This is a genomic window from Methylorubrum suomiense (genome assembly GCF_022179765.1).
Lineage (GTDB): Bacteria > Pseudomonadota > Alphaproteobacteria > Rhizobiales > Beijerinckiaceae > Methylobacterium > Methylobacterium suomiense.
In genome coordinates, this window is the sequence record NZ_BPRE01000026.1 from 19336 (window position 1) to 45619 (window position 26284).

A 26284-nucleotide genomic window follows, 5' to 3' on the forward strand; every position below is an offset into this window, starting at 1 on the left:
ACTTTGGTTCCGGCCCGGCGGCACAAGGAGCGTTATGTCAGGAATCGCGGAGCCGCGCGGCCAAGATCATTCACGGCGTCCAGCGATACAGCCACGTCTCGGTGATCTGCCGGCCCTGCGTCTTGAGCGCGAGGCGCAATTCGCAGGCCTTGGCGTTGCCGGGATCGAGCTCGAACGCCACCCGCACCGTGCGCCGCTCGGGGCGCATGTACCAGCGGGTGGCGCCCTCGACGATCTTGCCGGGACCGGCGATGAGCACGGTCTCTAACGGCACGGCCTGACCTTCGGGGGTGAACAGACCATCGCCGGCGAAGTCCACGAGGAACAGCCGGCGCGGGTCGGCGCTGCCGCGCCCGCTGCGCGTGCCCGCGATCCGGGCGATCGGGCCAATCTCCGGCTCGCGGCCCCAACCCTGGCGGTAGGCGAGGCGGATCTCGGTGCCGGCGGGAAGCGATGCCTTCGGACGCCAATAGGCGATGACGTTCTCGTTGATCTCGGCATCGCTCGGGATCTCGATGAGGGTGACGGCCCCCTCCCCCCACAGACCCTCGACGCCCGTCGCCTCCCCGGGCTCGACCCAGAGGGATGGGCAGCGCTCCCAGGGATGGGCGTCGTCCTCGAAGGTCTCGAACTCCCGATCCCGCTGGATCAGGCCGAAGCCCTTCGGCCCGGCATCGACGAAGCTCGAGATCTGCAGCGTCTCCGGATTGCGCACCGGCCGCCAGATCGCCTCGCCGCCGCCGTTGCGGATCTGCAGGCCGCCCGCGGCATAGGCCGCCGCGCGGGCGTCGTCGGCGCCGCGCCGGTCGTGCGGGCCGAACAGGAACGGTGCCTGCATGCCGCCGAGGCCGAGATGGTCGATCTGTTTGCGCGTCACCAGCGTGGCGGTGATCGCCGCGTTCGTGGTCTCGCCCGGCGTCAGCTCCAGGCGGAAGGCGGCGGCGAGCGATTCCGAGTCGATCAGGGCGTGGATCACCAGCGGCGCGCCGGGCGTCTTGGGCCGCTCGATGAACAGGGCGCGCCAGCGCGGAAACTCCTCGCCTCGGGCATCGGCCGGGCGCAGCATCAGGGCGCGGCCGTTGACGCCGAGGATCTGTCCGCGTCCGGCGAGGCGGAAGAAGCAGGCACCTTGCAGGATCGCGAAATCCTGATGGGCTTCACCAATCTTCGCGCGAATGCGCAGGCCCGAGAAGCCCGGTGCCTTGGCGGCTTCGGGGAGCGCTGCGCCGCCGCTGTCGTAACCCACCGGATCGTAACCGACGGGGCGCACCACGCCGTCCTCGACGAGGAACAGCGCGACCCGATCGGTGTAGTAGAAGCCGCGCAGCAGCGGCTCGAGGGCGAAGCCGTGCGGTTCGCCGCCCCAGATCAGGTCGTTCGGCCGGATGCGGATCGCTTCGTACTGCTCCCGCGACAGGGATTTCAGGCTCTCCGGCACGTCGTCGGTGGGACGCGCGACGAAGGGCCGATTGCCGAAGGCGCGGGCGAGGTCCGGCACCGTCGCATCGGAGAAGGGGGCGCCCGCCGCCGGCAGGGCCGGCGCAGCCTCCTGCGCGGGCGCGGCGCCGGGCAGCATCGCGGCCGCGGCACCGGCGGCCGCGGCCGTGCCGATCAACTGACGGCGGCTCAGGCCCGTCCGACCAGCGGAATCGGCATGGCGGGGGAAATCGGTCGGTTGCGTCATGCCCTCGCCGGATCGGTATTGGATGTGTCGCGGTTAGCCCTCAACGTCTGAACCCGGCGTTAAGGTTGCGGGCCCGTCTTGCCCGGCAGGGGAAGGATGGCAAGAGCAGCCGCGCTTGAGCAGGATCAAGTTCTCGGTCGGGCCTGTCGACGGCGCTGATCCGGCGTGGCCTTCCCGCGGCTTCGCGCTTATGGAAGCGGCATGACGCTCGTCCAGATCACCCATAACGACCTCGACGGTTACGGGGCCTCCACCGTTGCCGCCTGCCTCGCGCCGGTCGAGCGCGTGGTGCACGTCGCCCGCTACAGCGATGTCGGCCCGGTGGTCGAGGACGAGCTGAAGCGCCTGCGCAAGGCGCAGGAACCCGAAACGCTGCTGATGACCGATCTCGGGCTGGAAGAGCCCGCCATCGCCTTCTTCCGGCGGTTTGCCGCGATGAACCGCAACCGGGCCGAAGGCAGCCGCCATCGCCTCGTCGTTCTCGATCATCACGCCTCCTCGCTAGATCAGCTCCGGCGCCAGGGCCTGGAGCCCGCGCCCGATCCGGAGCGTCCGGGCCTGACGCGGACCGATCTGGGGGATGCGGACATCTTCGTGCTCATCGACGAGGCGCATTGCGCGACGCGGATGGCCTTCGACCAGCGCGCGCTCTACGCGCCGCAGGAGGCCGAAGGGCCGGCGGAACTTCCGACCCTGATCGAGGCGGTGGAAGCGCTCGATCTCTGGCGCAAGGGCGATCCGGCCTTCACCGGCGGGTTGGCCCTCGACGAGATCTTCTGGGACAGCGTCTCTCCCCTGGTGCCGGTGGGCCATCCCCGGCATGATCGTTTTCTGTCCGATCTGCTGCTCGCGGCGGCGCGCTGCCTTGCGGAGGGTGCGACCGCTGCCGAATTGGAGCGGAGGGCCGGCAGTTTGCGGGCCGGCATCGTCGATGCCCTGTTGGCGGACGAGCCCGCCGACGATCCGACGCTCACCACGCGGATGCGCCTTGCCCGTATGCTCGCCCGCTCGGAGAGCCTGTTCCATCCCCTCTCGGACGGGACCCTCCTGTCGTTCGGGCTTGATTCCGGCACGTTCCAACGGGTCTCGGATCTGGTGATGGAGGGCGGGCGCGCCACCCGCGTCGTCAACGTCCAGCGGGCCGGCACGCTCTCGTTCCGCTCGATCAACGGCACCGCCCTCGACGGCGCCCGCGCCTTCCGCGGCGGCGGCCATCGCGATGCGGCCGGAGGCAAGCTTCCGCAGGGGAGCGCCCATTCCCTGGCCGATGCGGTCGCGCAGGTCGAGCCGGTTCTCAACCCGCCCTCCCCCGATCCGTCGGCGAGCCCGTTCGCGGCGCTGAAGAACTGGAAGGGATAAGACGATTACGGCTGCGCCTTCAGATCCGTAGGTCGAAGGGCAGGTCGAAGAGCAACGAGTGATCGACGTAGGTGACCCGAAGGGTATGGTCGCGCGCTCCGTTCGGCAGGCTATCCTCGTCCCGGTAGCTTCGGATCATGTCCCGAGCGGCGCGGAAGGCCATGCCGCAATCGGGACAGTCCCGGGACTCGATCGCACCGATCCTTTCGCCGTTCCGGCACAGCTCGAAATGAAAGATCGTCATCCGGGCGCCGGGCTCCGAGGTGCACTCGGACGCCGTCTCTGCAAGGCTTGCGCCGCGTATCATGAATACGCGGCCATCCCCGGGGTGTATCGTGATGCCGAGGTGGGACCTAACGCCCATCGGTTCGAGAAAAGCTGGCCCACAGACTCCGCCCGGAGAGCAACATCGGGGGCGGGACCACGTGCTTCTGGCAGTTTCGGCTCTGACCGGAGTGAGCAGGATCCGCTCTCGAAGCAGATCTCAGTCGTAGCTAGATTCTCTCGATACCCGTGCGCCGAACAGAAAAACCCGCCGGCTCGCGCCGACGGGCTCTTGCAGGGGCCACGCTGCCTCGCGCGTCCCGGGAGCTACGGCCCCGACCCCGGATGGGCGGGGGAACTCGACCGGTGACCGCGCCTGTCGGCGGCCTCTATCCCTGCCGGTTGTGGTTGGGTGGCTTGTCCTGATCCGCATCGGCGGTGCGCGCGGCGGAGACGGTGCTGCCCTGATGTCTCATGGCCAACCTCCTTATCGCAGGACGGCGCTGCTGCGGCGCCGATGAAGGAAGGCTAGGACGGGTCCGGGGCGGAGCGCAAGCCCCCGTCTTGCGGTTTCTGTCGCGGCTCACGATCTGACTTTTTCATGAGGGGGAACGATGTCTTGCGCCGCCCGGCGGCGTGAAAGCGTTCGGAAAGGTTCGTCGATGCCGCTCCCGCCCCTCTCCGTTCTCGACCTCGCCCCGATCCCGGAAGGGGGCACGCCGCGCGACGCCCTCGACCGCAGCCGGGATCTCGCGCGACACGCCGAGCAACTCGGCTACCGGCGCTTCTGGCTCGCCGAACATCACAACATGACGGGGATCGCCAGCGCCGCGACCGCCCTGGTGATCGGCCATGTGGCGGCGGGCACCCAGCGCATCCGCGTCGGCGCGGGCGGCATCATGCTGCCCAACCACGCGCCGCTAACGATCGCCGAGCAGTTCGGTACGCTGGCCACCCTCTATCCCGGCCGGATCGATCTCGGCCTCGGCCGCGCCCCCGGCACCGACGGGGCGACGTTGCGGGCCCTGCGCCGCGACTACGGCGCCGCCGAGACCTTTCCGCAGGACGTGCTGGAGGTTCAGGCGCTTCTCGACGATCCGAAGCCGGGTCAGGCGGTGCGGGCGGTGCCCGGTGCCGGGACAAAGGTGCCCCTCTGGATTCTGGGTTCGAGCCTGTTCGGGGCCGAGCTCGCGGCGATGCTCGGCCTGCCCTACGCCTTCGCGTCGCATTTCGCGCCGGACGCGTTGCTGCCCGCGCTCGAGACCTATCGCGCCCGCTTCCGCCCTTCGGCCCAGCTGGCAGAGCCCTACGCGATCGTCGGCATCAACGTCGTCGCGGCGGAGAGCGAGGCGGAGGCGCGTCGCCTGTTCACCACGCCGCAGCAGGCCTTCACCAATCTCGTGCGCGGCACCCGCGGCCTGCTGCCGGCGCCGATCGACGATATCGAGGGGTACTGGACGCTGCCGGAGAAGCGGCAGGCCTCACGGATGCTGGCGCGTTCGCTGGTCGGGACCGCCGGGACGATCCGGGCCGGACTCGAGGCGCTTGCCGCCGAGACGGGCGCCGACGAGGTCATCGTCGCCAGTGCCATCCACGATCACGCGGCGCGTCTGCGCTCCTACGCGATCCTGGCCGAAGCGCATGGCGGGCTCGGCGACGGCTCCGGTGCGATCGAAGCGACGCACCGCACCGCTGCGTGAGGGGCGATCAAGCGGCGCGGGCGTGCGGGGCCGCATTGGTGTCGCGCGCCGCCGTTTTCTGGCCGAACAGCACTTGGTAGAGCGCGGCGGGGCTGTAGGCGCGGCCTTCCCCGTCGGTGATCCGCACCTCGGCCAAGCCGGTGGTGGCAAGCGAGAGGCTCTGCTCAAGGGCGCTCAGCATCGAGCCGTGCTGCCAGGAATAGACGAGCGGGGCGGCGCCGGCGGTAACGGTGAAGCTCACGATGTGATCCCGAAAATGGTGCGGCGCGGCGGGTGTCGCCGGCGTTCTGCGTGGCGTCACCCCGGCCCTGGATACGGTAAGGTTGAGCTTCGATAGTGGCTCTTGGTTGACGAAGTCTTCGCGAAAACTGATTTTTTCGGTGGCGGAAGCGCGGGCCATCCGTGGCGGGGATGTGGCGGACCGATCGCGAACCGACCCCCCGATGCCGGCGTTGCCGCACTGCACGCAGGTCCTCGGAGACGCTGCGCGCGCAATTCAATCGGAGCGGCACATCATGGAACACCGCCAGTTCGGACGCTCGGGCCTCACGGTGCCCGTCCTGAGCCTCGGCACGGGGACCTTCGGCGGCACCGACGCCTTCTTCAAGACCTGGGGCAGCACCGACGTCGCCCAGGCCAGCCGCCTGATCGACATCTGCCTGGAATCGGGGGTGAACTTCCTCGATACCGCCGACATCTATTCGAGCGGCGACTCGGAAAAGATCCTGGGCGAGGCGATCAAGGGGCGCCGCGACCGGCTCCTGATCTCGACCAAGGCGACCTTCCGCTCAGGCGACGACCCGAACGCCGTCGGCTCCTCGCGCCATCACCTGATCCGCTCCTGCGAGGCCAGCCTGAAGCGGCTGGGGACCGACCATATCGACGTCTATTTCATGCACGGCTTCGACGCGCTCACCCCCGTCGAGGAGACCCTGCGGGCGCTCGACGACCTGACCCGGTCGGGCAAGATCGGCTATATCGGCGCGTCGAATTTTTCCGGCTGGCAGCTGATGAAGGCGCTCGCCACGTCCGAGCGCTACGGGCTCGCCCGTTACGTCGTCTACCAAGGCTACTATTCCCTGATCGGGCGCCACTACGAGTGGGAGCTGATGCCGCTTGGCCTCGACCAGGGCGTCGGCCTGATGGTCTGGAGTCCGCTGGGTTGGGGCCGATTGACCGGCAAGATCCGGCGCGGACAGCCGGCCTCGTCCGGGCGCATCGCTTCCGGCGGCGCGGAGGGCGGGCCGACCGTCTCAGAAGAGTATCTCTATAGCGTGGTCGACGCCCTCGACGCCGTGGCGGAGGAGACCGGCAAGACGGTCTCGCAGGTGGCGCTGGCTTGGCTTCTGACGCGTCCGACCGTCTGCAACATCGTCATCGGTGCGCGCAACGAGGAGCAGCTGCGGCAGAATCTCGGCGCTGTCGGCTGGTCGCTCACCCCCGATCAGATCGCCCGCCTCGATGCCGCGAGCCGGGAGAACCCGGTCTACCCCTACTGGCACCAGATGGGCTTCGACGAGCGCAACCCGAAACCGACGGCGTGGTGAGGGAACAGCTTCCCTCTCACCCATCCTCCTCATCCTGAGGCGCCGCGGCAGCGGCCTCGAAGGCAGTCTCCGAGGATCGAATGATTGCCGGAGTTCTCCTTCGAGGCGGCGCTTTGCTCCGCACTCGGGAAAAGGGGGGATGGGTAGAATCGAGGCCGCTCACGGCAGCACCGGCGCGCACAACGCCTCCCCCCGCCTCGCTCCCGGCAGCGGCACCACCGCGACCTCGACGCCGTAGAGCAGCCGCAATGTGTCGGGGATCACGGTCTCCGCCGGTGGTCCCAGGCCCGCCAAGCGGCCATTATGGAGCAGGGCGACCTGATCGGCGCAGAGGAAGGCGTGGCCGGGATCGTGGGTCGAGAGCACGACGGCGATGCCGCGTTCCGACAGCCGTCGGACCTGCGCCAGCACCCGGGCCTGATTGCCGAAATCGAGGCTGGCGGTCGGCTCGTCCATCACGAGGAGGCGCGGCTCGCCCGCCAGCGCCCGGGCGATCAGGACGAGTTGGCGCTCACCGCCGCTGATCTCGGTGTAGATCCGTTCCGCGAGATGGCCGATCCCGAGCATCGTGAGTGCCCGGTCGGCCGCCGCATGGTCGGCGGCGCCGGGACTGGCGAAGGCGGCGAGCCGGCTCGCCCGGCCCATGAGTACCACCTCGCGCACCCGAAACGGAAAGAAGGCCGCATGCGCCTGCGGCACGTAGGCGATGGTTTTCGCAACGTCGCGCCGGGGCAGCGTGGTGAGGTCTCGGCCCTCCAGAACGATCTGCCCGGCGAGCGGCGGCAGCAGGCCGAGCATGGTCTTGAACAGGGTGGTCTTTCCGCCCCCATTCGGCCCGAGCAGACACAGGGCCTCGCCGGGCCGGACCGTCAGGCTGACGCCGGCGCCGACCCTGCGGGTGCCGTAGCCGAAGGCGAGTTCGCGAAGCGCGAGCATCACGCCCAGCCGCGCTTAGCGGTGGCCAGCAGCCACAGGAAGAACGGCGCGCCGACGAGGGCGGTGAGGATGCCGAGCGGCACCTCGATGGTGGCGACCGTGCGCGCCAGGAGATCGACGGCGGTGAGGTACCCGGCGCCGAGCAGGAGCGAGGCCGGCAGCAATCGCCGGAAATCCGGCCCGACGAGCAGCCGGGCGACGTGCGGCACGATCAGCCCGACCCAGCCGATCACGCCCGTCACCGAGACGGCCGCCGCGGTCACCAACGTGGCCGCAGCCACCAGCACCGGGCGGATCACGCGGGTCTCGACGCCCAGGGCCCGGGCTTCCTCATCGCCCAAGCTCATCAGGTTGACGCGCCAGCGCAGCAGCACCAGCGGGACGAGGCCGATCAGCATCGCGGGCAGGATCGCCCCGAGATCGCCCGGATTGACCGAAGCGAGGCTGCCCAGGAGCCAGAAGGTGATGGCGGGGAGCTGGTTGTAGGGATCGGCCATCACCTTCAACAGGGCGATGCCCGCTCCCAGCAGCGCCCCGACGGCGACGCCCGCCAAGACCAGTGTCAGCACCGGATCGGACGCGCCGCGCCGACGCACGGCGATCCCGACCGCGTAGACGGCGCTCACGGCAGCGAGCCCCCCCGCGAAGGCGAGTCCCTGGATCGCGGCGGCCGGGAGCGTCAGCACGATGCCAAGCACGGCCCCGAGACTCGCGCCTGCGGAGACACCGAGAATGTCGGGCGAGACCAGGGGATTGCGGAACAATCCCTGATAGGTCGCCCCGGCCGCCGCCAGCCCCGCACCGACCACGAGGGCGCCGAGCACCCGCGGCAGGCGCACCTGCAGCACCACGGTCTGCGCCGTGGCATCGACGGCTGTGGACAGCCCGAGGGCCTTGGCCAGAAGCAGCGAAAACACGTCGGCGAGGGGGACCGGGTAACGGCCGGTCCCGAGCGAGACGACGACCAGCAGGAGGAGCGCCAGGACCGGCAGGGTCGCGAGGCTCAGCCCGGCCAGGCGCCGCCGGGTCCCGCCCGGTGCCACGGCGGTGGAGGCGGCCTCGCTCATCGGCGCTTGTCCAAGGGCGCGGTGGCGCCGAGCAGAGCTTCGACCTGCGCCGGGCTCGGCTCGACATGGTAGAAGCGCCGGTAGAAGCGGGTCACGGCCTCGGCCAGCGGTTCCGGGAAGCTGTCCGGGAAGAACAGGCCGGCGAGCCAGCGTAGGCCGATGAGGCGGTTGACGCCGGGCGGCGCATCGACCCAGCCGAAGGGAAGGACCGGTGCGGCGTAGACCCGTCCGTCGCGCACGGCCTTCAATCCGCTCCAGAGGGGATCGTTGGGCAGGTTCGCCGCGAAGGCCGGGTCGAGGGCGACGATCACGTCCGGGTTCCACGCGAGCACCTGCTCCGGGGAGATTCCGGCGAGCCCGCCCATTCCCTCGGCGGTCGCCACGTTGCGCCCACCCGCTGCCTCGATGATCTCTGTGTTGATCGAGCCCGCCAGCCCCGTCTCCAGGCCGCGGGGGCCGCGCCCGTAATAGACCCGCGGCCGTCGCTCCGGCGGTACGGCGGCCACGGCCGCGGTCACCGCCGTCAGGATGCGTTCGGACTCCGCCGCGAGCGCGTCGCCTTCGGCTTGCACCCCGATCACGGCGCCGAGCGTGCGAAACGTCTCGGGCACTTTGGAAAAACTGCCGTCGAGGAGGAGATAGGGAATGCCCGTCTGCGCCTGCACCCGGTCGGCCAGCGACGCGTAGGTCGGCCCTGTGCTGCCGATATCGACGATGAGATCGGGTTTCAGCGCCAGCACCGCCTCGACATTCGCGGTGCCGCCTCGCCCGGTCAGCCGCCCGGTGGACGGAAGGGCCGCCGCGTCGGGGGTGAGGAAAGCGCGCTCCTCAGGGCTCGGCGCGCGGGGCCAGCCGATCATCTTTCGCGGCGCGAGGGTGTAGAGCAGCACCGCGGCCGGTGGGCCGGCGGCGAGCACCCGCTCGATCCGCTCCGGTACCTCGACGCGGCGCCCGGCGGCATCGGTCACCATGCGCGCGGCGGCCGGTCCGGGCCAGACGGACAGACAGGCGAGCGCGAGCAGGCAGCGCAGCAGCAACGGCATCGAGCGGAAGCCTTGTGAGATCCGACCCTCTATAGCGGGTTCGGCGTCCGCTCGAACCCCGTCCGCGCCGCGGCGTTCGGGCATGTGACCCATCCCGCGGACAATCTTCCGATGCCCGAAGCCGATCTCCGCCACCGTCACGTCCCGGTCGGCTCCTTGCAGCTCCACGTCGCGGAGGCCGGACCTGCGGACGGCCCGCCGACGATTCTGCTGCACGGCTTCCCCGAATGCTGGTTCGGCTGGCGCCGGCAGATCGGCCCGCTGGCGGCAAGCGGCCTGCGCCTCGTCGTGCCGGATCAGCGTGGCTACGGCCTCAGCGACCGGCCGCGGGGGATCGAGGCCTACCATCTCGACCGACTGGCCGGCGATGTGGTCGCGCTCGCCGAAGCCTGCGGCTTCCGATCCTTTCGCCTCGTCGGTCACGATTGGGGGGGGCTGGTGGCCTTCTGGGCCGCGAGCTTCTTTCCCGATCGGGTCGAGCGGCTCGCGATCCTCAACGCATTCCATCCGGGCATCTTCGGCCCCTATCTGCGCCGCCATCCGGGGCAGATCCTGCGCAGCGCCTATGCCGGTGCCTTCCAGCTCCCGCTGCTGCCCGAGCGTCTGCTTACCGCCCGCGACGGCTACGGATTGAGGGAGATGTTGCGGCGTTCCAGCCGCCCCGGCACGTTCACCGACGTCGATCTCGACCGCTACGCCGCCGAATGGCGCCGCCCCGGCGCGGTGACGGCGATGCTCGACTGGTACCGCGCCCTGGCTCGCCTCCCGCGCGCGCGCCAACCGCCACGGATCGCGGCGCCGACCCTGATCCTGTGGGGACGGCGCGATCCGGCGCTCCAGCCAGGCCTCGCCGAGGCGAGCCTCGACCTCTGCGAGCGAGGGCGCATCCAGTGGATCCCGGAAGCGACCCACTGGGTGCAGCACGAGGAAGCCGAGGCGGTGAACGCCGCGCTGATCGACTTTCTGCGGCGCTGAAAGGCCCCCGCCGCTTCATACCGACAAGCGGACAAAGGTGCGGAGGCGAGCCCCGGAGCCGCCTCAGAGCGTCAGCCACTCATGCCCGTCGCGGGCGAGCAACGCGTCCGCCTCCTTCGGGCCTGCGCTGCCCGCCTCGTAGAACACGACCGGCGCGTCCTTCCAGGCCTTGAGCAGCGGCTCGACCGCGGCCCAGCCCGCTTCGATGTTGTCGGCCCGCTGGAACAACGTGGCGTCGCCCATCATGCAATCGTAGAGCAGCGTCTCGTAGCCGACGGTCGGGGAGGAGGCGAAGAAGTCGCCGTAGCGGAAGCCGGTATCCACCGAGGCGATGTGCATCTGCGGCCCCGGACGCTTCACGTTCAGGGTCGTGACGGCGCCGGGATCCGGGCTGATGCGCAGGCGCATGACGTTGGGGGCCAGATCGGTCACCGCCGTGTCGCGGAACAGGCGGAAGGGCGGCGGCCGAAAATGCACCGCGATCTCGGTGTGATGCTTCGCCATGCGCTTGCCGGTGCGCAGGTAGAACGGCACGCCGGCCCATCGCCAGTTCTCGATCTGGAGTTTCAGGGCGACATAGGTCTCGGTCCGCGAATTCTTCGCGACATCCGGCTCGTCGCGATAGGCCTGCACGTCCCGCCCATCGATGCGGCCGGCGGCGTATTGCCCGCGCACCGCATCCTCCGGTTGGATCGGGCGTACCGCCTCGACGAGCTTGGCCTTTTCGCCCCGCACGGCTTCCGCGTCGAAGGAATTCGGCGGCTCCATCGCCACCATGGAGAGCAGTTGGAACAGGTGGTTCGGCACCATGTCCCTAAGTGCCCCGGTCGGCTCGTAGAAGCTGCCGCGCTCCTCGACGCCGATCGTCTCGGCGGCGGTGATCTCGACATGGCTGACATATTCGCGCCGCCAGACCGGCTCCAGCATCCCGTTGGCGAAGCGGATCGCCATGATGCTCTGAACCGTCTCCTTCCCGAGGAAATGATCGATGCGGTAGAATTGGCTCTCGTCGCCCTGCGCCAGGATCGTCCGGTTGAGCGCCTTGGCGGATTCGAGATCGGAGCCGAACGGCTTCTCGATGATGACCCGGCGGAAGGCGCCCTCCTCCTGTTTCAGCAGGCCCGCCTTGCCGAGGCCCTCGACCACCGGTCCGAAGAAGCGGGCGGCGACCGCCAAGTAGAACATGACGTTCCCGTGGAGGCGGGACGACAGCGCTTGATAGGTGGCGTCGTCGGTGAAATCCCCCTGCATCACGTGGAGGCGATCGCGCACGAAGCCCCAGTTCTCCGGGTCGATCTTGTCCGGGTGGAACTCCGCGGATGGGTCGCGGGTGAACGACTCCATCGTGTCGGACAGATCCTTGCGCCAGCCCTCGTCGGTCAGGGGATTGTGGTCGACGCCGAGGACGGAGAAGTTCCGATCCAGGAGCCCTCCGCCGGCGAGATTGTAGAGGGCCGGCATCAGAAGGCGCTTGGTCAGGTCGCCGGCCGCGCCGAACACCACCAGCGTGCAGGGCGGCGCCGGGGGGCTGACAGTTGTCCGGTCGGGCTTCTCGTCTCGGGCGTCGGCCATAAGCGGCTCCGGATCAGCCGGTGGAAATGCGACGTCAACACCCCCCACGGGACCGTGTTCCGGCAACGCTGCCCCGCTTCCCCGGCGGGCCGCCCTATTCCTCGGTGCGCAAGGCCTGCCCCCGATCGATCGGCAGGCGCGGCCCCTTCAACTCCTCGCCGGTCGGCAGGCTTCGAGCGTCCCAGCCGCCGCCGAGCGCCCGGATCAGCGACACCGCGGTGGTGAAGCGGTTGAGCCGGATCTGGAGCGCGGTGATCTCGTTGTTGATCTGCAGCGCTTGGGCCGTCACGACGGTGGTGAAGTTCTGGGTGCCGGCCCGATACTCGTTGAGCGTGATCTCGACGGCGCGGCGGGCGGAGGCCACCGCCTCGTCCTGCTTGGCCTGCTGCTGCGCCAGGATGCGCACGCCGGCCAGGCCGTTCTCGACCTCGCCGAAGGCCGTCAGCACGGTCTGGCGATAGCTCGCCACCGCCGCCTCGTAGGCGGCGCGGGCCGATTGCAGCACCGCCGCCCGGGCGCCGCCATCGAAGAACACCTGCTCGCCCGCGGCCGAGATCGCCCAGACCCGGTTGGCCGCCGAGAACACGCCGTTGCTGGTCAGGCCCGACACGCCGCCCGAGGCCGAGAGCGTCACCGTCGGATAGAAGGCCGACACCGCGACTCCGATCTGTTCGCTTTGCGACTGAACCAGCCGCTCGGCCTGAGCGATGTCGGGGCGCCGCTCCAGGAGGTCCGAGGGAATGCCGACCGGGACGCTGGGCGGGCGCACCGGGAGGGGCGAGAACGGTAGGTTGAGCTCGGAGGGTGGACGTCCGGTCAGGATCGCCACCGCGTGCTCGAAGGTGGCGCGCTGGAGATCGACGGCGATCAGCGTCGCCTGCGTCGTCTGAACTTGCGTCTGCGCGGTGATGACGTCGGAGCGCGCCGCCACGCCGGCATTGTACTGGTTCTCCGCGATGGCGAGGCTCTTCTTGAACCCCTCGACATTCTCCTGCAGCACGCGCTTGAGCGCATCGTAGTAGCGCATCTGCAGGTAGGAGGTGGCGAGCTCGGCCTGCAGGCTGAGGCGCACCAGGGCGAGATCGGCGGCGGAGGCCTGGGCGGCCGCGACGTCGCTCTCGATCTGGCGGCGGATGCCGCCGAACAAGTCGAGTTCCCAGCTCGCCTGCCCCTGAAGCGAGACGGTGGTGCGCTCGGTGCCCAAGGTGCGCGAGCGCGTGATGCTCGGGGCGCCGATCACCGTAGGAAACAGGGCGGCGCGCGCCTGCGCCACGAGGGAGCGGGATTGATCGTAGAGGGCGATCTGTGCGCGCAGGTTCTGGTTGTCGACGTCGATCGCGCGGATCAGCCGGTCGAGGGTGGGGTCGTTGAAGACCCGCCACCAATCGCCGCGCTCGGAGGCATCGCTCGGGCGCGCCGTGCGCCAGCCCTTCTTGGACTGAACGTAGGCAAGGCTGTCCTCGCGGAGGCCGCCCTGCTTGAAGCCGAGCGGGGTCTCGACCGAGGGCCGGGTGTAGTCGGGACCGACCAGACAGCCGGAGGTGGACAGGGCCAGGGCAGCGACGCCCAAGAACCGCGCGCGCGCGAAAACCCTCTCGTTGAGGCGGGAGGGGATGGCTCGCGACGCGGGTCGCCTGAGCGCAGCGGCCTTGTCGGACGCTTCGCTACCTGTCCCGCCGGCACGGCGGGCGCCCTCCCCCACCCAAATCGAGCCGGCTCGACTTGGGCACCGACCTGCGGAACGCGGGCAAGCCCGAGATCCGTCGGCGGGAGCGTTATTGTCGTCCGCATGCGTCACGTTCGAGACATCCATCACTCGGCCGGCATCGCCGCCGCCCCGCCCCGGCGGCGACGTTTCGCCCAGAGCCGGAGACGGTCGAGATACAGGTAGACGACCGGCGTCGTGTAGAGGGTCAGGATCTGGCTGACGATCAGGCCGCCGACGATGGCGATGCCGAGCGGCCGGCGCAGCTCCGCCCCTTCGCCGCCCGCGATGATGAGCGGGGCGGCGCCGAGCAAGGCCGCCACCGTCGTCATCATGATCGGGCGGAAACGCAGGATGCAGGCTTCGAAGATCGCCTCGCCGGGCGGCAGGCCTCGGTTGCGTTCGGCGTCGAGGGCGAAATCGATCATCAGGATCGCGTTCTTCTTGACGATGCCGATGAGCAGGAACACCGCGATCAGCGCGATGATCGTGAATTCGGTGCCGGTGGAGAGCAGCGCGACGATCGCCCCGATGCCGGCGGAGGGCAGCGTCGAGAGGATCGTCAGGGGGTGGACGTAGCTCTCGTAGAGGATGCCGAGCACCGCGTAGACGGCCAGCAGCGCCGCCAGGATCAGCAGCGGCTGGCGCGAGGAGGATTCCTGGAAGCTCTTGGCGGTGCCGGCGAACTCGCCGTGGATGGTCTGGGGCAGTTGCAGCTCGGCCATGGTCTTCTCGATGACCGCGGTGGCATCCCCGAGGCTCTTGCCCGGCACGAGGTTGAACGAGATCGTCGTCGCCACGAACAGGCCCTGATGGGCCACCTGCACCGGCGCGCTGCCGGTCTCGAACCGGGCGAAAGCCGACAGCGGCACCATGGTTTCCTTGGCGCTCGATACCGGCGCGCTCGACGACGCGCCGCCCTTGCTCGCCGCGATGGCATTGCCGGCGGCGTTGCGCGCGGAATCGGCGGCGATGCTCGCCGCAGTCGGCGTCGAGCCGGAGGTGGTGGCGGCCTGTGCGGTCGCGGCGTCCTGCGTGGTCGCCGAGACGGTGCCGGCGACGGCGTTGGTCGTGGCCGAGCCCCGCGCTTTTCCCCCGGTGGTCGAGACGTAGATCGTCTTCAGGACCTCCGGGTTCTGCAGGTATCGCGGCGCGATCTCCATCACCACGTGGTACTGGTTGAGGGGGTTGTAGATCGTCGAGACCTGACGCTGGCCGAAGGCGTCGTAGAGGGTGTTGTCGATCTGATCCGGGGTGATGCCGTAGCGGAAGGCCGTCGGCCTGTCGATGACGAGGCGGCTCTCCAGTCCACCTTCCTGTTGATCGGAGGTGACGTCGGCGAAGATGTCGGTGCGCTTCTGCAGCGCCTGGAGGAGCTGCGGCGCGGCGGCGTAGAGTTCGGCGGCTGTGTCGCCCTGGAGGGTGTACTGGAACTGGGCGAAGCTCTGGCGCCCGCCCATCTTCAGGTCCTGGCGCGGGAACAGGTAGAGGCGGGCGCCGGGCACCTGGGCGAGCTTGGGCCGCAGCCGCGCCATCACTTTCTCGATGGGATCGCGCTGGCCGAGGGGTTTCAAGCCGACGAACACGTTGGCCGAATTGGTGCCGCGCCCGCCCGTGAAGCCGACGATGCTCTCCACGGCCGGATCGGCCTGCACGATGGCGCTCGCCTGTTCCAGCTTCTGCTTCATCGCCTGGAACGAGATGCGCTGGTCGGCCTGGATGCCGCCCATGAGCTGGCCGGTATCCTGATCGGGGAAGAACCCCTTCGGCACGATGACGTAACCGTAGACCGTGAGCCCGATCGCCGCGAACACGCTCAGCGCCGTGATGCGCCGGTGGTGGAGCGCGAGGCGCAGGGTCCGCTCGTAGCCCCGCAGCACCCGGTCGAAGCCGCCCTCCAGGATGCGCAGGAACAGGTTGGGGCGCTTGCCCCGGTGCTGCTCGGCCGCGGGCCGGAGCAGCAGCGCGCACATCATCGGTGTCGTCGTCAGCGACAGCACCAGCGAGACGAGGATCGCCAGTGACAGCGTTACGGCGAATTCCTGGAACAGGCGTCCGACGATGCCGCCCATCAGCAGGATCGGCAGGAACACGGCAATGAGCGACAGGCTCATCGAGACGACGGTGAAGCCGACCTCGCGGGCGCCGACCAAAGCCGCCTCGACCCGCGGCTTGCCCATCTCGATGTGGCGCTGGATGTTCTCCAGCACGACGATGGCATCGTCCACGACGAAGCCGGTCGCGATGATGAGCGCCATCAGCGAGAGGATGTCGAGGGAGTAGTCGAGCATCCACATCGCCGCGAAAGTGCCGACGATGGAGATCGGCACGGCCACCGCCGGGATCAGCGTGGCCCGCCACGAACGCAGGAACACGTAGGTCACGAACACCACGAGGACGATCGCGATGAGCAGCGTCTCCTCGGTGGTGGCGAGCGAGGAGCGGATCGTGGCGGAGCGGTCGCCGGAGATGTCGAGGTCGATATCGCCGGGAAGAGCGGCCTTCACCTGCGGGATCGCCGCGCGCACCCGCGCCACCGTCTCGACGACGTTCGAGCCCGGCTGCTTGTAGATGAACAGGATCACGCCCGGCTTGCCGTCGACGAGGCCGAGATTGCGCTTGTCCTCGACGGAATCGACCACCTCGCCGACATCGGACAGGCGCACCGCCGCGCCGTTGCGATAGGCCACGACGATGTCGCGGTAGTCGCTGGCCTGCCGGCCCTGATCGTTGGCGTAGAGCTGGTAGCGGCGATCCCCCGCGACGATGTCGCCCTTGGGCGAGTTGGCGTTGGCCGAGGCCAGCCCCGCGCGGATGCCCTCCAGGCCGATGCCGTAGTGGAACAGGGCGGTCGGATCGAGCTCGACCCGGACCGCCGGCAGCGAGGAGCCGCCGATATCGACATTGCCGACCCCCTCGATCTGGCTCATCCGCTGCTGCACGATGGTCGCGGCGGAATCGTAGAGCTGCCCGGGCGTGAGCGTGTCCGAGGTCAGCCCCAGGATCAGGATCGGCGAATCGGCGGGGTTGAACTTGCGGTAGGTCGGGTTGGTACGCAGCGAGGTCGGCAGATCGGCCCGCGCGGCGTTGATCGCCGCCTGCACGTCCCGGGCGGCGCCGTCGATGTCGCGGTTGAGCCCGAACAGCAGGATGATCCGGACGCTGCCTTGCGAACTCGTCGAGGTCATCTCGTTGACGTCGGCGATGACGCCGAGCCGCCGCTCCAGCGGCGCGGCGACCGTGGTCGCCATGGTCTCCGGCGAGGCGCCGGCCATCTGCGCCTGGACGAGGATGACCGGGAAATCGACCTGGGGCAGCGGCGCGACGGGCAGGCGCACATAGGCGAACAGCCCGGCGAGCAGCAGGCCGATCGTCAGCAGCGTGGTCGCCACTGGGCGGCGGATGAAGGGTTCGGAGAGGTTCATGACCGCCCTCTCCGGCAGGCACCGCCCTCACCTCGAAATGGATGGGTCTGGTCGTCGCACGAGCGAGGATCCGGAGAGGGGATGCGCGCCAGCCCGGGTGCGACTCGTCTCACGGCACCGCCTCGCCCGGCGTCAGGCGGCTTCCGCCCTCCCGCCGTCCGGTGATGCGCCGCTCCAGCCGGTCGAAGGCGAGATAGATCACCGGTGTCGTGAACAGAGTCAGCACCTGGCTGACGATCAGGCCGCCCGCGATGACGATCCCGAGCGGCTGGCGCAGTTCCGAGCCGACGCCGGATCCGAGGATCATCGGCACCGCCGCGAAGAGGGCGGCGAGCGTCGTCATCAGGATCGGGCGGAAGCGGAGCAGGCAGGCCTCGTAGATCGCGTCGCGGGGCGCCTTGGCCTCCTCGCGCTCCGCCTGGAGCGCGAAATCGATCATCATGATCGCGTTCTTCTTCACGATGCCGATCAGGAGCACGATGCCGATGATCGCGATGATGTCGAGGGACAGCCCGAACCACATCAGCCCGAGCAGCGCGCCGATGCCCGCGGAGGGCAGGGTCGAGAGGATGGTGATCGGGTGGATGAAGCTCTCGTAGAGAACGCCGAGCACGATGTAGACGGTGACGATCGCGGCGCAGACGAGGAACAGCTCGTTCGAGAGTGCGGTCTCGAAGGCGAAGACCGAGCCCTGCGGCACCACGTTGAAGCTCGCCGGCAGCTTGATGTCCTGACGGGCGGTCTCCAGCGCCTCCACCGCCTGCCCTAGGGCGACGCCGGGTGCCAAGTTGAACGACACCGTGGTGGCCGGGAACTGGCCGAGATGGCCGATGAGGAGCGGCGCGCGCCGTTCCTCGACCTTGGCCACCGCCGAGAGCGGCACCTGCCCGGAGGGCGCGGTCGAGGACGGCAGGTAGAGATTGTCGAGGGAGTCGAGGGAGGTGTGGAGCGCCGGGTCGGCCTCGAGGATCACCCGGTACTGGTTCGACTGCGTGAAGATCGTCGAGACGATGCGCTGGCCGAAGGCATCGTAGAGCACGTTGTCGATCGTCGCGGGCGTGATGCCGTAGCGGCCCGCGGTCGGCCGATCGATCGTGACGTAGGCCGCGAGTCCGTTGCCCTGGTAGTCGCTGGTGACGTCGGCCAGGTACGGCGAGCGGCGCAGCGCCTCGACGTAGCGCGGCACCCAGGTCTCGAAATCGGTCAGGTTCGGGTTCTCGAGGATCACCTGATACTGCGTCGCCGAAACCGCGGTATCGATCGTCAGATCCTGCACCGGCTGCATGTAGAGCCGCACGCCGGGGACGTTCGCGGTGGCCGCAGTGAGGCGGCGGATGATGGCGCTGGCATCCGCTGCCCGCTGCTCCTTCGGCTTCAGGTTGATGAGGAAGCGGCCGGAATTGAGCGTCACGTTCTGGCCGTCGACGCCGATGAACGAGGACAGGCTCGCCACGTCCGGGTCCTGGAGCACCACGTCGGCCAGCGCCTGCTGGCGCTCCGCCATGGCTTCGTAGGACACGCTCTGATCGGCTTGGGAGATGCCCTGGATCACCCCCGTATCCTGCACCGGAAAGAAGCCCTTCGGGATGACGACGAAGAGGTAGGCGGTCAGCGCGACGGTCCCGAGCGTCACCAGAAGCGTCAGGCCCTGATGGGCGAGCACGACGCGCAGGCAACGGCCGTAGAGGGCGATGACCCCGTCGTTGAGGCGCCGGCCGAAACGGGCAAGAGCGCCTTCGCGGCGGGCGACCGGGCTGTCGGCGCCATGGGCGACGGGCTTGAGGAGCCGGGCGCACAGCATCGGCACCAGGGTCAGCGAGACGACGGCCGAGATCACGATGGTGGCCGCGAGCGTGATGGCGAACTCGCGAAACAGCCGCCCAACCACATCGGCCATGAACAGCAGCGGGATCAGCACGGCGATCAGCGAGACGGTGAGCGAGATGATGGTGAAGCCGATCTCGCGGGAGCCCTTCAGCGCCGCCTCGAACGGATCGTCGCCCTCCTCGACGTGACGGGCGATATTCTCGATCACCACGATGGCATCGTCGACCACGAAGCCCGTGGCGATGGTGAGCGCCATCAGGGAGAGGTTGTCGAGCGAGAAGCCCCAGGCATCCATCGCGGCCAGCGCGCCGATGAGCGAGAGCGGCACCGACAGGCTCGGGATCAGCGTCGCCGAGAAGCTGCGCAGGAACAGGAAGATCACCATCACGACGAGGGCGATGGCGAGCATCAGCTCGAATTGCACATCGTGGACCGAGGCGCGGATCGTCACCGTGCGGTCGGTCAGCGTCGCGATCGAGACCGCCGCCGGCATCGTCGATTGGAGCTGGGGCAGCAGCTTCTTGATGCGGTCGACGGTGTCGATGACGTTGGCGCCGGGCTGGCGCTGGATGTTGAGGATGACCGCGGGCGTGCGGTCGGCCCATGCGCCGAGGCGGGTGTTCTCGGGGGCATCGACCACGTCGGCGACGTCCGTGAGATGCACCGGGGCGCCGTTGCGATAGGCGATGATCGAGTTCGCGTAGACGGACGGGTCGCGGACCTGATCGTTGGCGTTGATGGCGTAGGACTGGGTCGGCCCGTCGATATTGCCCTTGGGCGTGTTGACGTTGAGATTGGCGATGGTGGTGCGCAGATCGTCGATGTTGAGCCCGTAGGCGGCCAGCGCCCGCGAGTTGAACCGCACCCGCACCGCCGGCCGCTGGCCGCCGCCCATGCTGACGAGGCCGACGCCCGCCACTTGACTGATTTTCTGCGCCAGACGCGTTTCCGCCAAGTCCCTGACTTGCGTGAGCGGGATCGTCGTCGAGGTCAGCGCCAGCGTCAGCACCGGCGCGTCGGCGGGATTCACCTTGGCGTAGATCGGCGGCGCGGGCAGGTCGGACGGCAGCAGGTTGCCCGCCGCGTTGATCGCCGCCTGGACGGATTGCTCGGCGATGTCGAGGGGGATGTCGAGATTGAACTGAAGCGTGATGACGCTGGCCCCCGCCGAACTCTGCGAGGACATCTGGTTGAGATTGGCCATCTGGCCGAATTGCCGCTCCAGCGGCGCGGTCACGGCCGAGGTCATCACTTCGGGGCTCGCCCCGGGATAGAAGGACTGGACCTGGATCGTCGGGTAATCGACGGCGGGCAGCGCGGAGACCGGCAGGTTCAGGTATGACACCGCGCCGACGATCAGGATCGCCAGCATCATCAGCGTCGTGGCGACCGGGCGCAGGATGAAGAGGCGGGAGGGATTCATGGGCGCTGCCTCCGAACCCAGTCCCCCCTCTCGCCTGCTCCGCAGGCTCCCTCCCCCGCGCAGGCGGGCGTGTGTTTGCGCGCGCGCACCGACGTGCCCATCACTGCTGCCGCCTGCGGCCTCGGCGCTCGCCGCTGCTCTCGGTCGCGCCGGTCTCGTTCGGCGGGGTGCCGGCGGCGGGCGTGGCCGGGGCACCGGGCGCGGCCGAACCGGCGGTCCCGCCCGGTGCCCCCGAGGCAGGGGCTCCGGCCTGCGGGCCGGCGGCGTGGCCGACGACGCGCACCGACGCCCCCTCCCGCAGGCGGTCGGTCCCGTCGGTGACGACGCGGTCGCCGGGATTGAGGCCGGACAGCACCACGGTACGGGTCCCGTCGGTCTCGCCGGTCTTGATCGGGCGGACCGTGACCTTGTCGTCGCCGTCCATCAGGTAGACGTAGGTGCCGGGCGTCCCGCGCAGGATCGCGGCATTGGGCACCAGGGCCGCGTTCTCGATCGTCTCGACGGTGAGACGGGCATTCACGAACTGGTTCGGGAACAGCTCGTCGTCGGCATTGTCGAACAGCGCGCGCAGCTTCACCGTTCCGGTCGTGACGTCGATCTGGTTGTCGACGGTATCGAGCTTGCCCGTGGCGATCTCGTGCTGATCGCCGCGGTCATAGGCTCGGACGGTGAGTTTGGCCCCCTGCCGCAAGCGGCGCATGACCCGCGCTACGTCATCCTCGGGAAGCGTGAAGACCACCGAGATCGGATGGAGCTGCGTCACCACCACGATATTGGTCGAGCCGGCCGTGACGTAATTGCCGAGATCGACCTGCCGCAGGCCGACCCGGCCCTCCACCGGGGAGACGATGCGGGCATAGGTAAGGTTGAGACGCTGCTGATCGACCAATGCCTGATCGGCGGCGACCGTGCCCTCGTTCTGCTTCACCAGCGCGCCCTGGGTGTCGACGTTCTGCTTGGAGATCGAATCCTGGCGGTTCAGCGTCTGGTAGCGTTGGAGATCGAGCTTCGAATTCTGCAGGAGCGCCTGATCGCGGGCGAGCTGGCCCTGATACTGGGCGAGCAGCGCCTCGTAGGGGCGCGGATCGATCTGGGCGAGGAAGTCGCCTTCCTTCACCGTCTGGCCCTCGCGATAGCCGATCTTGGTGAGGTAGCCGCTGATCTGGGAGCGCACGGTGACGGTGGCCAGCGGCGTCACCGTGCCGAGGCCCTGGAGCACGACCGGCATGTCGCCGGTCACGATCGGCGCGACGCCGACGGCTTGCTTCATATCGGCCGGGCGCCCGGGGCGACCTGTGGCGGCAGGCGCAGTCGCCGCCGATGGTTCGGCGGGTTGCTTGCGCGCCTCGTAGCTGCGGTGGGCAACGGCGCCCGCGCCGCCGAGTGCCAGAAGCACGAGCATCCAGCGCCCGAACCGGCGTTGCCGTCGGACCGGGGTCGCCGGACGCGTCGGTATCTCCGGCGCCGGGGCCTCCGGATACTGGCGGGCCGTCTCCGTGCGGATCGGCGAACTCTCGTTCATCCCTCAAGACTCGTCGGCGAATGGAGCGACACGGCGCGGCACGACTGCCCTCCCCGACCGAACATAGCGAGAATCCGGCCTATGGATGCAGCAGCGGGTTGCCGCATCCCCTGAGAATGTACGGCTGCGGCGCTGATCGATCCTCGGCGGGCAATACGGTCTCTCTAGGGCGCCGACGTTTCCGGCTTATTGCTGACCTGCGCTCCGTCCTGCGACCAGTAGAGGTGCATGACCTGCCGGAACCCGTCATCCGCCGGTGTCACCGGTACGGCCGCCCGCAGCGCCAGGCCGGCGATTCCCGTGCCGAGAGCGAGCAGCAGGCACGTGACGAGGCGCATGACCATTCCCCAGAGAGTCGAGGCACTGCCGGATCCGGTGTGGATCATGGGCGGGGAGCGGACATGAAAAAGGCCGCCGTGTCGAGCGGCGGCCTCTTCAAGCGACCGGACTGGCCGACCACACCGGAGAAACGAGGGGGCGAAGTTCCTCAAGCGCGGCGACCAGTCCGACCGTGGACAGACCATGACTTCACGGATGACGATCGTCAACATTCGTCAGCCGTCGAGACGCCCGTCCCGTTCGGTTTTCGTCACACTATCATCAAGTCATGTGCGTGAACGCACGCGATCCGATGGAATTCGGCTGCTTCATCGAAGATTTGATCGATGAGACCCTTGTCTTGTGAAGTTCGAGCTGCAGCACGGGCAAGTCATTACCCGCCCCTGTTGCATGGGGCGGCGCATAGGGTGAGGCGCTTGGATGGCCTGCCGGGATCTGCCAGGGATAACGAAGAGGCCCTGAAACGGGCTTTGCGACAATCCATGATCCGGTGACCCCAACGCCGGTGGCGGGGCCACGATGACACGGCATGACTGCGTTCGAGAGATGACGTCCCGCTTCAATCCCGTCTTCGCCACATTGCCCGAGACCGTGTTCGAGAGAATGTCGGGCCTCGCCCGGCGCCATGGGGCGATCAATCTCGGCCAGGGTTTCCCGGATGGCCAGGGACCGGACGATATCCGCGCCGCCGCGGCGGCTGCACTCGAGACGGTCAGCAATCAATATCCGCCGATGATGGGGCTCGCCTCGCTCCGTCGGGCCGTGGCGGCGCATTACCGGCACCACCAGAGTCTCGATCTCGATCCCGAGCACGAGGTGATGGTGACCTCCGGCGCTACGGAGGCCCTGGCCGGCGCCCTGATGGCCCTGGTGCGACCGGGCGACGAGGTCGTGCTGTTCGAGCCGATGTACGACGCCTACCTGCCGCTGGTGCGCCGGGCCGGCGGTGTGCCGCGCTTCGTCACCCTCAAGCCTCCCCGGTTCGGCCTGGACGAAGCGGCGCTCGCCGAAGCCTTCTCCGAGCGGACGCGGGTCGTTCTCCTCAACAACCCGCTCAACCCGAGTGCGACGGTGTTTTCGCGGGAGGATCTCGCCCTGCTGGCCGATTTTTGCCACCGCTTCGACGCGGTCGCCGTCTGCGACGAGGTCTGGGAGCACGTGGTGTTCGACGGCCGCCATCACATTCCGCTGATGGGCCTGCCGGGGATGCGGGAGCGCACGGTCAAGATCGGCTCGGCCGGTAAGATCTTCTCGCTCACCGGCTGGAAGGTCGGCTTCGTCATGGCGGCGGAGCCGCTGATGCGCGGGCTATCGCGGGCGCATCAATTCCTCACCTTCACGACGCCACCAAACCTGCAGGAGGCGGTCGCCTACGGGATGGGGAAGGACGACACCTATTTCGAGGAGATGCGCGCCGGGCTCGGTCGCTCCCGCGATCGGCTGGCGGCAGGACTGGTGCGACTCGGCTTCACCGTGCTGCCGAGCGCCGGAACCTACTTTCTATCGATCGATCTCGGCGACGGTCCGGAGGACGATACGCAGTTCTGCGAACGCATGGTGCGCGAGCACGGCGTCGCGGCCATCCCGGTCAGCGCCTTCTACGAGCAGGGCGCGGTGCGCAGCCTCGTGCGCCTGTGCTTCGCCAAGACCGATGCGACCCTCGACGCCGCGCTCGACCGCTTGGCGGGAATGAAGCGAGCACGGTGAGCGAAACCGGTTTCCCGCTTCCTTGTCGAAGCCGAGGGGCGGGGCCACATCCTCGCCATGACCACGCGCGTCGACACTCCCCACACCATCGTCCGCGAGCCTGCGGGCGCGGCGCAGATGCGCCGTCTCACCGACACGAGCCCGGAGACCAGCCTCCTGCGCTTGGAGCAGCTCGCTCATCTCATGGACTCGGCCTTCGTCGTGCCGGGCATCAATCGTCGCGTCGGCCTCGATGCCGTGATCGGACTGGTTCCGATCGTCGGTGACATCGCCGGAATGGCGATCGCGTCCTACATCGTCTACGAGGCGAGACGGCTCGGCGCGCCGCGATGGCTCGTCTGGCGCATGATGGCGAATGTCGCCCTGGACGGCGCGATCGGCACGGTGCCGCTGGCCGGCGACCTGCTCGACGCCGCCTTCAAGGCGAACCGTCGCAACGTCGCTCTCCTGCGTCGCCATCTGGAGCGCAAGGGTGGGCTGCGGCCGAGCGAGATCGAGGGCAAGGCCGTTCGGCTCGACTGAGTCGGTCATCGGCCGCCCTTCAGGAAGGGTGAGTCGATGAACGAAGTCCTGCGACCCGAGCCCGATGCGGTGCCCGTCACCGCGCCGGGCAACGCGCCGCAGATGCAGCCTCTCCCACGGGACCCGCTGACGGAGCGCCGTCGGAGTCTCTCGCCGCTCAACCGGCGTCGCCTCGCCAATTTTCGCGCCAACCGCCGTGGCTACTGGTCGGCGCTCATCTTCGCGCTGCTGTTCGTCGTCAGCCTCTTCGCCGAGCTGATCGCCAACGATCGCCCGATCGTCATGCAGTACAAGGGCGAATGGCTGTTTCCCGTCCTGGTCGATTATCCGGACGAGAAGTTCGGCGGCTTCCTGGCCCAGACCGATTACCGCGCACCGGAAACGCGGCAGGAGATCGAGGCCAATGGCTGGGTGCTGTGGCCGCCGATTCCGTATTCCTACAACACCTTCATGAGCGATCTGCCGACGCCGTCGCCTTCGCCGCCCACTTGGACGCTGTCCGACGATCAATGTAGACCGGTTGCCGAACGGGCTGGGAAGAAGGTGGAGGGGCGCGAACTCGGCTGTCGCGATATCGAGTGGCATTGGCTCGGTACCGACAACGCGTCCCGCGACGTTCTTGCCCGCGTGATCTACGGCTTCCGCATCTCAGTGCTGTTCGGCCTCGTCCTGGCCAGCCTGTCTTCGGTCATCGGCGTGGTCGCGGGTGCCGTGCAAGGCTATTTCGGTGGGTGGACCGACCTGATCTTCCAGCGCGTCATCGAGATCTGGAGCGCGATTCCGACGCTCTACCTCATCATCATCATGTCGGCCTTCCTCGTGCCGAGCTTCTTCACCCTGCTCGCGATCCTGACGCTGTTCGCCTGGACGGCGCTGGTCGGCGTCGTGCGGGCGGAGTTTTTGCGCGCGCGGAACTTCGAGTATGTCCGCGCGGCGCGCGCGCTGGGGCTCTCCAACATCCGCATCATGACGCGCCACCTTTTGCCCAATGCCATGGTGGCGACGCTGACCTTTCTGCCGTTCATCCTCAACGGCTCGATCACGACGCTGACATCCCTCGATTTTCTCGGCTTCGGCCTGCCACCGGGCTCGCCCTCCCTCGGGGAGCTGCTGGCGCAGGGCAAGGACAACATCAACGCGCCCTGGCTCGGGCTCACTGGCTTCTTCGTGGTCGCGGCGATGTTGAGCCTTCTGGTCTTCGCAGGCGAAGCGGTCCGTGATGCCTTCGATCCGCGGAAAACCTTCGGATGATGGGTTGAGACGGCGGCGGCGGGATCCGCCTCCCCTTCATACCAGGCCCGACCGGTCGCCGAGGTGTTTTCGCGTTACCCCCAATTGTCCCTTTCGCTGCTACGGCTCTGCCTCAGGTGACCGCAGGGCGGTGGGAACGAGGCCGGATGCCGACTGCGATCTGAGGGCCAAGTGCCCGCATACGAACAGAGTGTCCGTGGGCCCCGAGCGCCCTCCCCTGCCCTCCCGGATCGCCGCACCGCGTCGCTGGCACTGGACCGGCAAAAGCCCGCCGGAACCGCTCAACCCGGTGTCGGGCCGTCCCAGCATGACGATCCATGCCCCTGAACGCGCCAAGGCCCGCGCTGTTGGGGGCGCGGGCCTTGGCGGATCGGTTCGGTGGTTGTGATGTGTTTGGTTGCGGGGGCTGGATTTGA

General features: G+C 68.7%; 19 protein-coding genes. 7 read left to right on the forward strand and 12 right to left on the reverse strand.

Annotated elements, in window-relative coordinates:
• Positions 1-70: 70 nt before the first annotated feature.
• On the reverse strand, positions 71-1684 hold the full coding sequence (locus tag MFF26_RS25445) for a glucan biosynthesis protein D (protein WP_137829792.1): 1614 nt from the start codon (positions 1682-1684) through the stop codon (positions 71-73).
• Positions 1685-1885: 201 nt separating this feature from the next.
• Here MFF26_RS25445 and MFF26_RS25450 point away from each other — a divergent pair, with 201 nt between their 5' ends.
• Positions 1886-3043: a dimethylmenaquinone methyltransferase gene (locus MFF26_RS25450; protein ID WP_137829793.1), complete on the forward strand. Its 1158-nt coding sequence runs from the start codon at positions 1886-1888 to the stop codon at positions 3041-3043.
• A gap of 19 nt (positions 3044-3062) precedes the next feature.
• On the opposite strand, the gene MFF26_RS25455 is transcribed toward MFF26_RS25450, so the two are convergent.
• Positions 3063-3287 carry a hypothetical protein gene (locus MFF26_RS25455; RefSeq protein WP_137829794.1) on the reverse strand — a complete coding sequence of 75 codons (225 nt, stop codon included), beginning with the start codon at positions 3285-3287 and terminating at the stop codon, positions 3063-3065.
• A gap of 682 nt (positions 3288-3969) precedes the next feature.
• On the opposite strand from MFF26_RS25455, the gene MFF26_RS25460 reads away from it, so the two are divergent.
• A complete protein-coding gene (locus tag MFF26_RS25460) occupies positions 3970-5007 on the forward strand; it encodes an LLM class flavin-dependent oxidoreductase (protein ID WP_137829795.1) in 1038 nt (345 codons plus the stop codon).
• Between the two features lie 7 nt (positions 5008-5014).
• Here MFF26_RS25460 and MFF26_RS25465 read toward each other — a convergent pair whose 3' ends face one another.
• Positions 5015-5248 (reverse strand): hypothetical protein, encoded by a 234-nt coding sequence (locus MFF26_RS25465; RefSeq protein ID WP_137829796.1) that lies wholly within the window; start codon positions 5246-5248, stop codon positions 5015-5017.
• Positions 5249-5522: 274 nt separating this feature from the next.
• On the opposite strand from MFF26_RS25465, the gene MFF26_RS25470 reads away from it, so the two are divergent.
• On the forward strand, positions 5523-6554 hold the full coding sequence (locus MFF26_RS25470; RefSeq protein ID WP_137829797.1) for an aldo/keto reductase: 1032 nt from the start codon (positions 5523-5525) through the stop codon (positions 6552-6554).
• Positions 6555-6713: 159 nt separating this feature from the next.
• Here MFF26_RS25470 and MFF26_RS25475 read toward each other — a convergent pair whose 3' ends face one another.
• The 3 genes from MFF26_RS25475 to MFF26_RS25485 are packed head-to-tail and all read right to left on the reverse strand — an operon-like array spanning position 6714 to position 9600.
• Positions 6714-7490 carry an ABC transporter ATP-binding protein gene (locus MFF26_RS25475; RefSeq protein ID WP_373324536.1) on the reverse strand — a complete coding sequence of 259 codons (777 nt, stop codon included), beginning with the start codon at positions 7488-7490 and terminating at the stop codon, positions 6714-6716.
• On the reverse strand, positions 7490-8557 hold the full coding sequence (locus MFF26_RS25480; RefSeq protein ID WP_137829799.1) for a FecCD family ABC transporter permease: 1068 nt from the start codon (positions 8555-8557) through the stop codon (positions 7490-7492). The genes MFF26_RS25475 and MFF26_RS25480 overlap by 1 nt, the downstream gene beginning before the upstream one ends.
• Positions 8554-9600 carry an iron ABC transporter substrate-binding protein gene (locus MFF26_RS25485; protein WP_137829800.1) on the reverse strand — a complete coding sequence of 349 codons (1047 nt, stop codon included), beginning with the start codon at positions 9598-9600 and terminating at the stop codon, positions 8554-8556. Before MFF26_RS25485 ends, MFF26_RS25480 begins: the two co-directional genes overlap by 4 nt.
• Before the next feature lie 111 nt (positions 9601-9711).
• On the opposite strand from MFF26_RS25485, the gene MFF26_RS25490 reads away from it, so the two are divergent.
• Entirely contained in the window at positions 9712-10575 is an 864-nt protein-coding gene (locus MFF26_RS25490; protein ID WP_137829801.1) for an alpha/beta fold hydrolase, read from the forward strand.
• A 63-nt stretch (positions 10576-10638) separates the two neighbouring features.
• Here the strand turns inward: MFF26_RS25490 and zwf are convergent, their stop codons facing one another.
• The 6 genes from zwf to MFF26_RS25520 form a co-directional block, all read right to left on the reverse strand.
• On the reverse strand, positions 10639-12147 hold the full coding sequence (gene zwf, locus MFF26_RS25495) for a glucose-6-phosphate dehydrogenase (RefSeq protein WP_238308852.1): 1509 nt from the start codon (positions 12145-12147) through the stop codon (positions 10639-10641).
• A 94-nt stretch (positions 12148-12241) separates the two neighbouring features.
• Positions 12242-13717: an efflux transporter outer membrane subunit gene (locus tag MFF26_RS25500; RefSeq protein ID WP_137829803.1), complete on the reverse strand. Its 1476-nt coding sequence runs from the start codon at positions 13715-13717 to the stop codon at positions 12242-12244.
• A gap of 242 nt (positions 13718-13959) precedes the next feature.
• On the reverse strand, positions 13960-17277 hold the full coding sequence (locus MFF26_RS25505; protein WP_137829804.1) for an efflux RND transporter permease subunit: 3318 nt from the start codon (positions 17275-17277) through the stop codon (positions 13960-13962).
• Between the two features lie 109 nt (positions 17278-17386).
• Complete coding sequence (locus tag MFF26_RS25510) at positions 17387-20527, reverse strand: multidrug efflux RND transporter permease subunit (protein WP_137829805.1); 3141 nt, start codon at positions 20525-20527, stop codon at positions 17387-17389.
• 100 nt (positions 20528-20627) lie between these two features.
• On the reverse strand, positions 20628-22049 hold the full coding sequence (locus MFF26_RS25515) for an MdtA/MuxA family multidrug efflux RND transporter periplasmic adaptor subunit (protein ID WP_137829806.1): 1422 nt from the start codon (positions 22047-22049) through the stop codon (positions 20628-20630).
• 164 nt (positions 22050-22213) lie between these two features.
• Positions 22214-22387 (reverse strand): hypothetical protein, encoded by a 174-nt coding sequence (locus MFF26_RS25520; protein ID WP_171015473.1) that lies wholly within the window; start codon positions 22385-22387, stop codon positions 22214-22216.
• Positions 22388-22934: 547 nt separating this feature from the next.
• On the opposite strand from MFF26_RS25520, the gene MFF26_RS25525 reads away from it, so the two are divergent.
• Genes MFF26_RS25525 through MFF26_RS25535 form a run of 3 tightly spaced genes read left to right on the forward strand, consistent with a single transcriptional unit; the run spans position 22935 to position 25868 of the window.
• On the forward strand, positions 22935-24095 hold the full coding sequence (locus MFF26_RS25525) for an aminotransferase (protein ID WP_137829807.1): 1161 nt from the start codon (positions 22935-22937) through the stop codon (positions 24093-24095).
• 57 nt (positions 24096-24152) lie between these two features.
• Positions 24153-24617: a DUF4112 domain-containing protein gene (locus MFF26_RS25530; RefSeq protein WP_137829808.1), complete on the forward strand. Its 465-nt coding sequence runs from the start codon at positions 24153-24155 to the stop codon at positions 24615-24617.
• A 36-nt stretch (positions 24618-24653) separates the two neighbouring features.
• Entirely contained in the window at positions 24654-25868 is a 1215-nt protein-coding gene (locus MFF26_RS25535) for an ABC transporter permease (protein ID WP_137829809.1), read from the forward strand.
• Positions 25869-26284 lie beyond the last annotated feature (416 nt).

Excerpts from the sequence above, each read along its gene's own strand:
- MFF26_RS25490 (WP_137829801.1), top strand. The coding sequence starts at position 9,712 with ATGCCCGAAGCCGATCTCCGCCACCGTCACGTCCCGGTCGGCTCCTTG.
- MFF26_RS25470 (WP_137829797.1), top strand. The coding sequence starts at position 5,523 with ATGGAACACCGCCAGTTCGGACGCTCGGGCCTCACGGTGCCCGTCCTG.
- MFF26_RS25535 (WP_137829809.1), top strand. The coding sequence starts at position 24,654 with ATGAACGAAGTCCTGCGACCCGAGCCCGATGCGGTGCCCGTCACCGCG.
- MFF26_RS25530 (WP_137829808.1), top strand. The coding sequence starts at position 24,153 with ATGACCACGCGCGTCGACACTCCCCACACCATCGTCCGCGAGCCTGCG.
- MFF26_RS25510 (WP_137829805.1), bottom strand. The coding sequence starts at position 20,527 with ATGAATCCCTCCCGCCTCTTCATCCTGCGCCCGGTCGCCACGACGCTG.
- MFF26_RS25445 (WP_137829792.1), bottom strand. The coding sequence starts at position 1,684 with ATGACGCAACCGACCGATTTCCCCCGCCATGCCGATTCCGCTGGTCGG.
- MFF26_RS25525 (WP_137829807.1), top strand. The coding sequence starts at position 22,935 with ATGACGTCCCGCTTCAATCCCGTCTTCGCCACATTGCCCGAGACCGTG.
- MFF26_RS25460 (WP_137829795.1), top strand. The coding sequence starts at position 3,970 with ATGCCGCTCCCGCCCCTCTCCGTTCTCGACCTCGCCCCGATCCCGGAA.
- MFF26_RS25455 (WP_137829794.1), bottom strand. The coding sequence starts at position 3,287 with ATGACGATCTTTCATTTCGAGCTGTGCCGGAACGGCGAAAGGATCGGT.
- MFF26_RS25485 (WP_137829800.1), bottom strand. The coding sequence starts at position 9,600 with ATGCCGTTGCTGCTGCGCTGCCTGCTCGCGCTCGCCTGTCTGTCCGTC.
- MFF26_RS25475 (WP_373324536.1), bottom strand. The coding sequence starts at position 7,490 with ATGCTCGCGCTTCGCGAACTCGCCTTCGGCTACGGCACCCGCAGGGTC.
- MFF26_RS25505 (WP_137829804.1), bottom strand. The coding sequence starts at position 17,277 with ATGAACCTCTCCGAACCCTTCATCCGCCGCCCAGTGGCGACCACGCTG.
- MFF26_RS25520 (WP_171015473.1), bottom strand. The coding sequence starts at position 22,387 with ATGCGCCTCGTCACGTGCCTGCTGCTCGCTCTCGGCACGGGAATCGCC.
- MFF26_RS25450 (WP_137829793.1), top strand. The coding sequence starts at position 1,886 with ATGACGCTCGTCCAGATCACCCATAACGACCTCGACGGTTACGGGGCC.
- MFF26_RS25515 (WP_137829806.1), bottom strand. The coding sequence starts at position 22,049 with ATGAACGAGAGTTCGCCGATCCGCACGGAGACGGCCCGCCAGTATCCG.
- MFF26_RS25480 (WP_137829799.1), bottom strand. The coding sequence starts at position 8,557 with ATGAGCGAGGCCGCCTCCACCGCCGTGGCACCGGGCGGGACCCGGCGG.
- zwf (WP_238308852.1), bottom strand. The coding sequence starts at position 12,147 with ATGGCCGACGCCCGAGACGAGAAGCCCGACCGGACAACTGTCAGCCCC.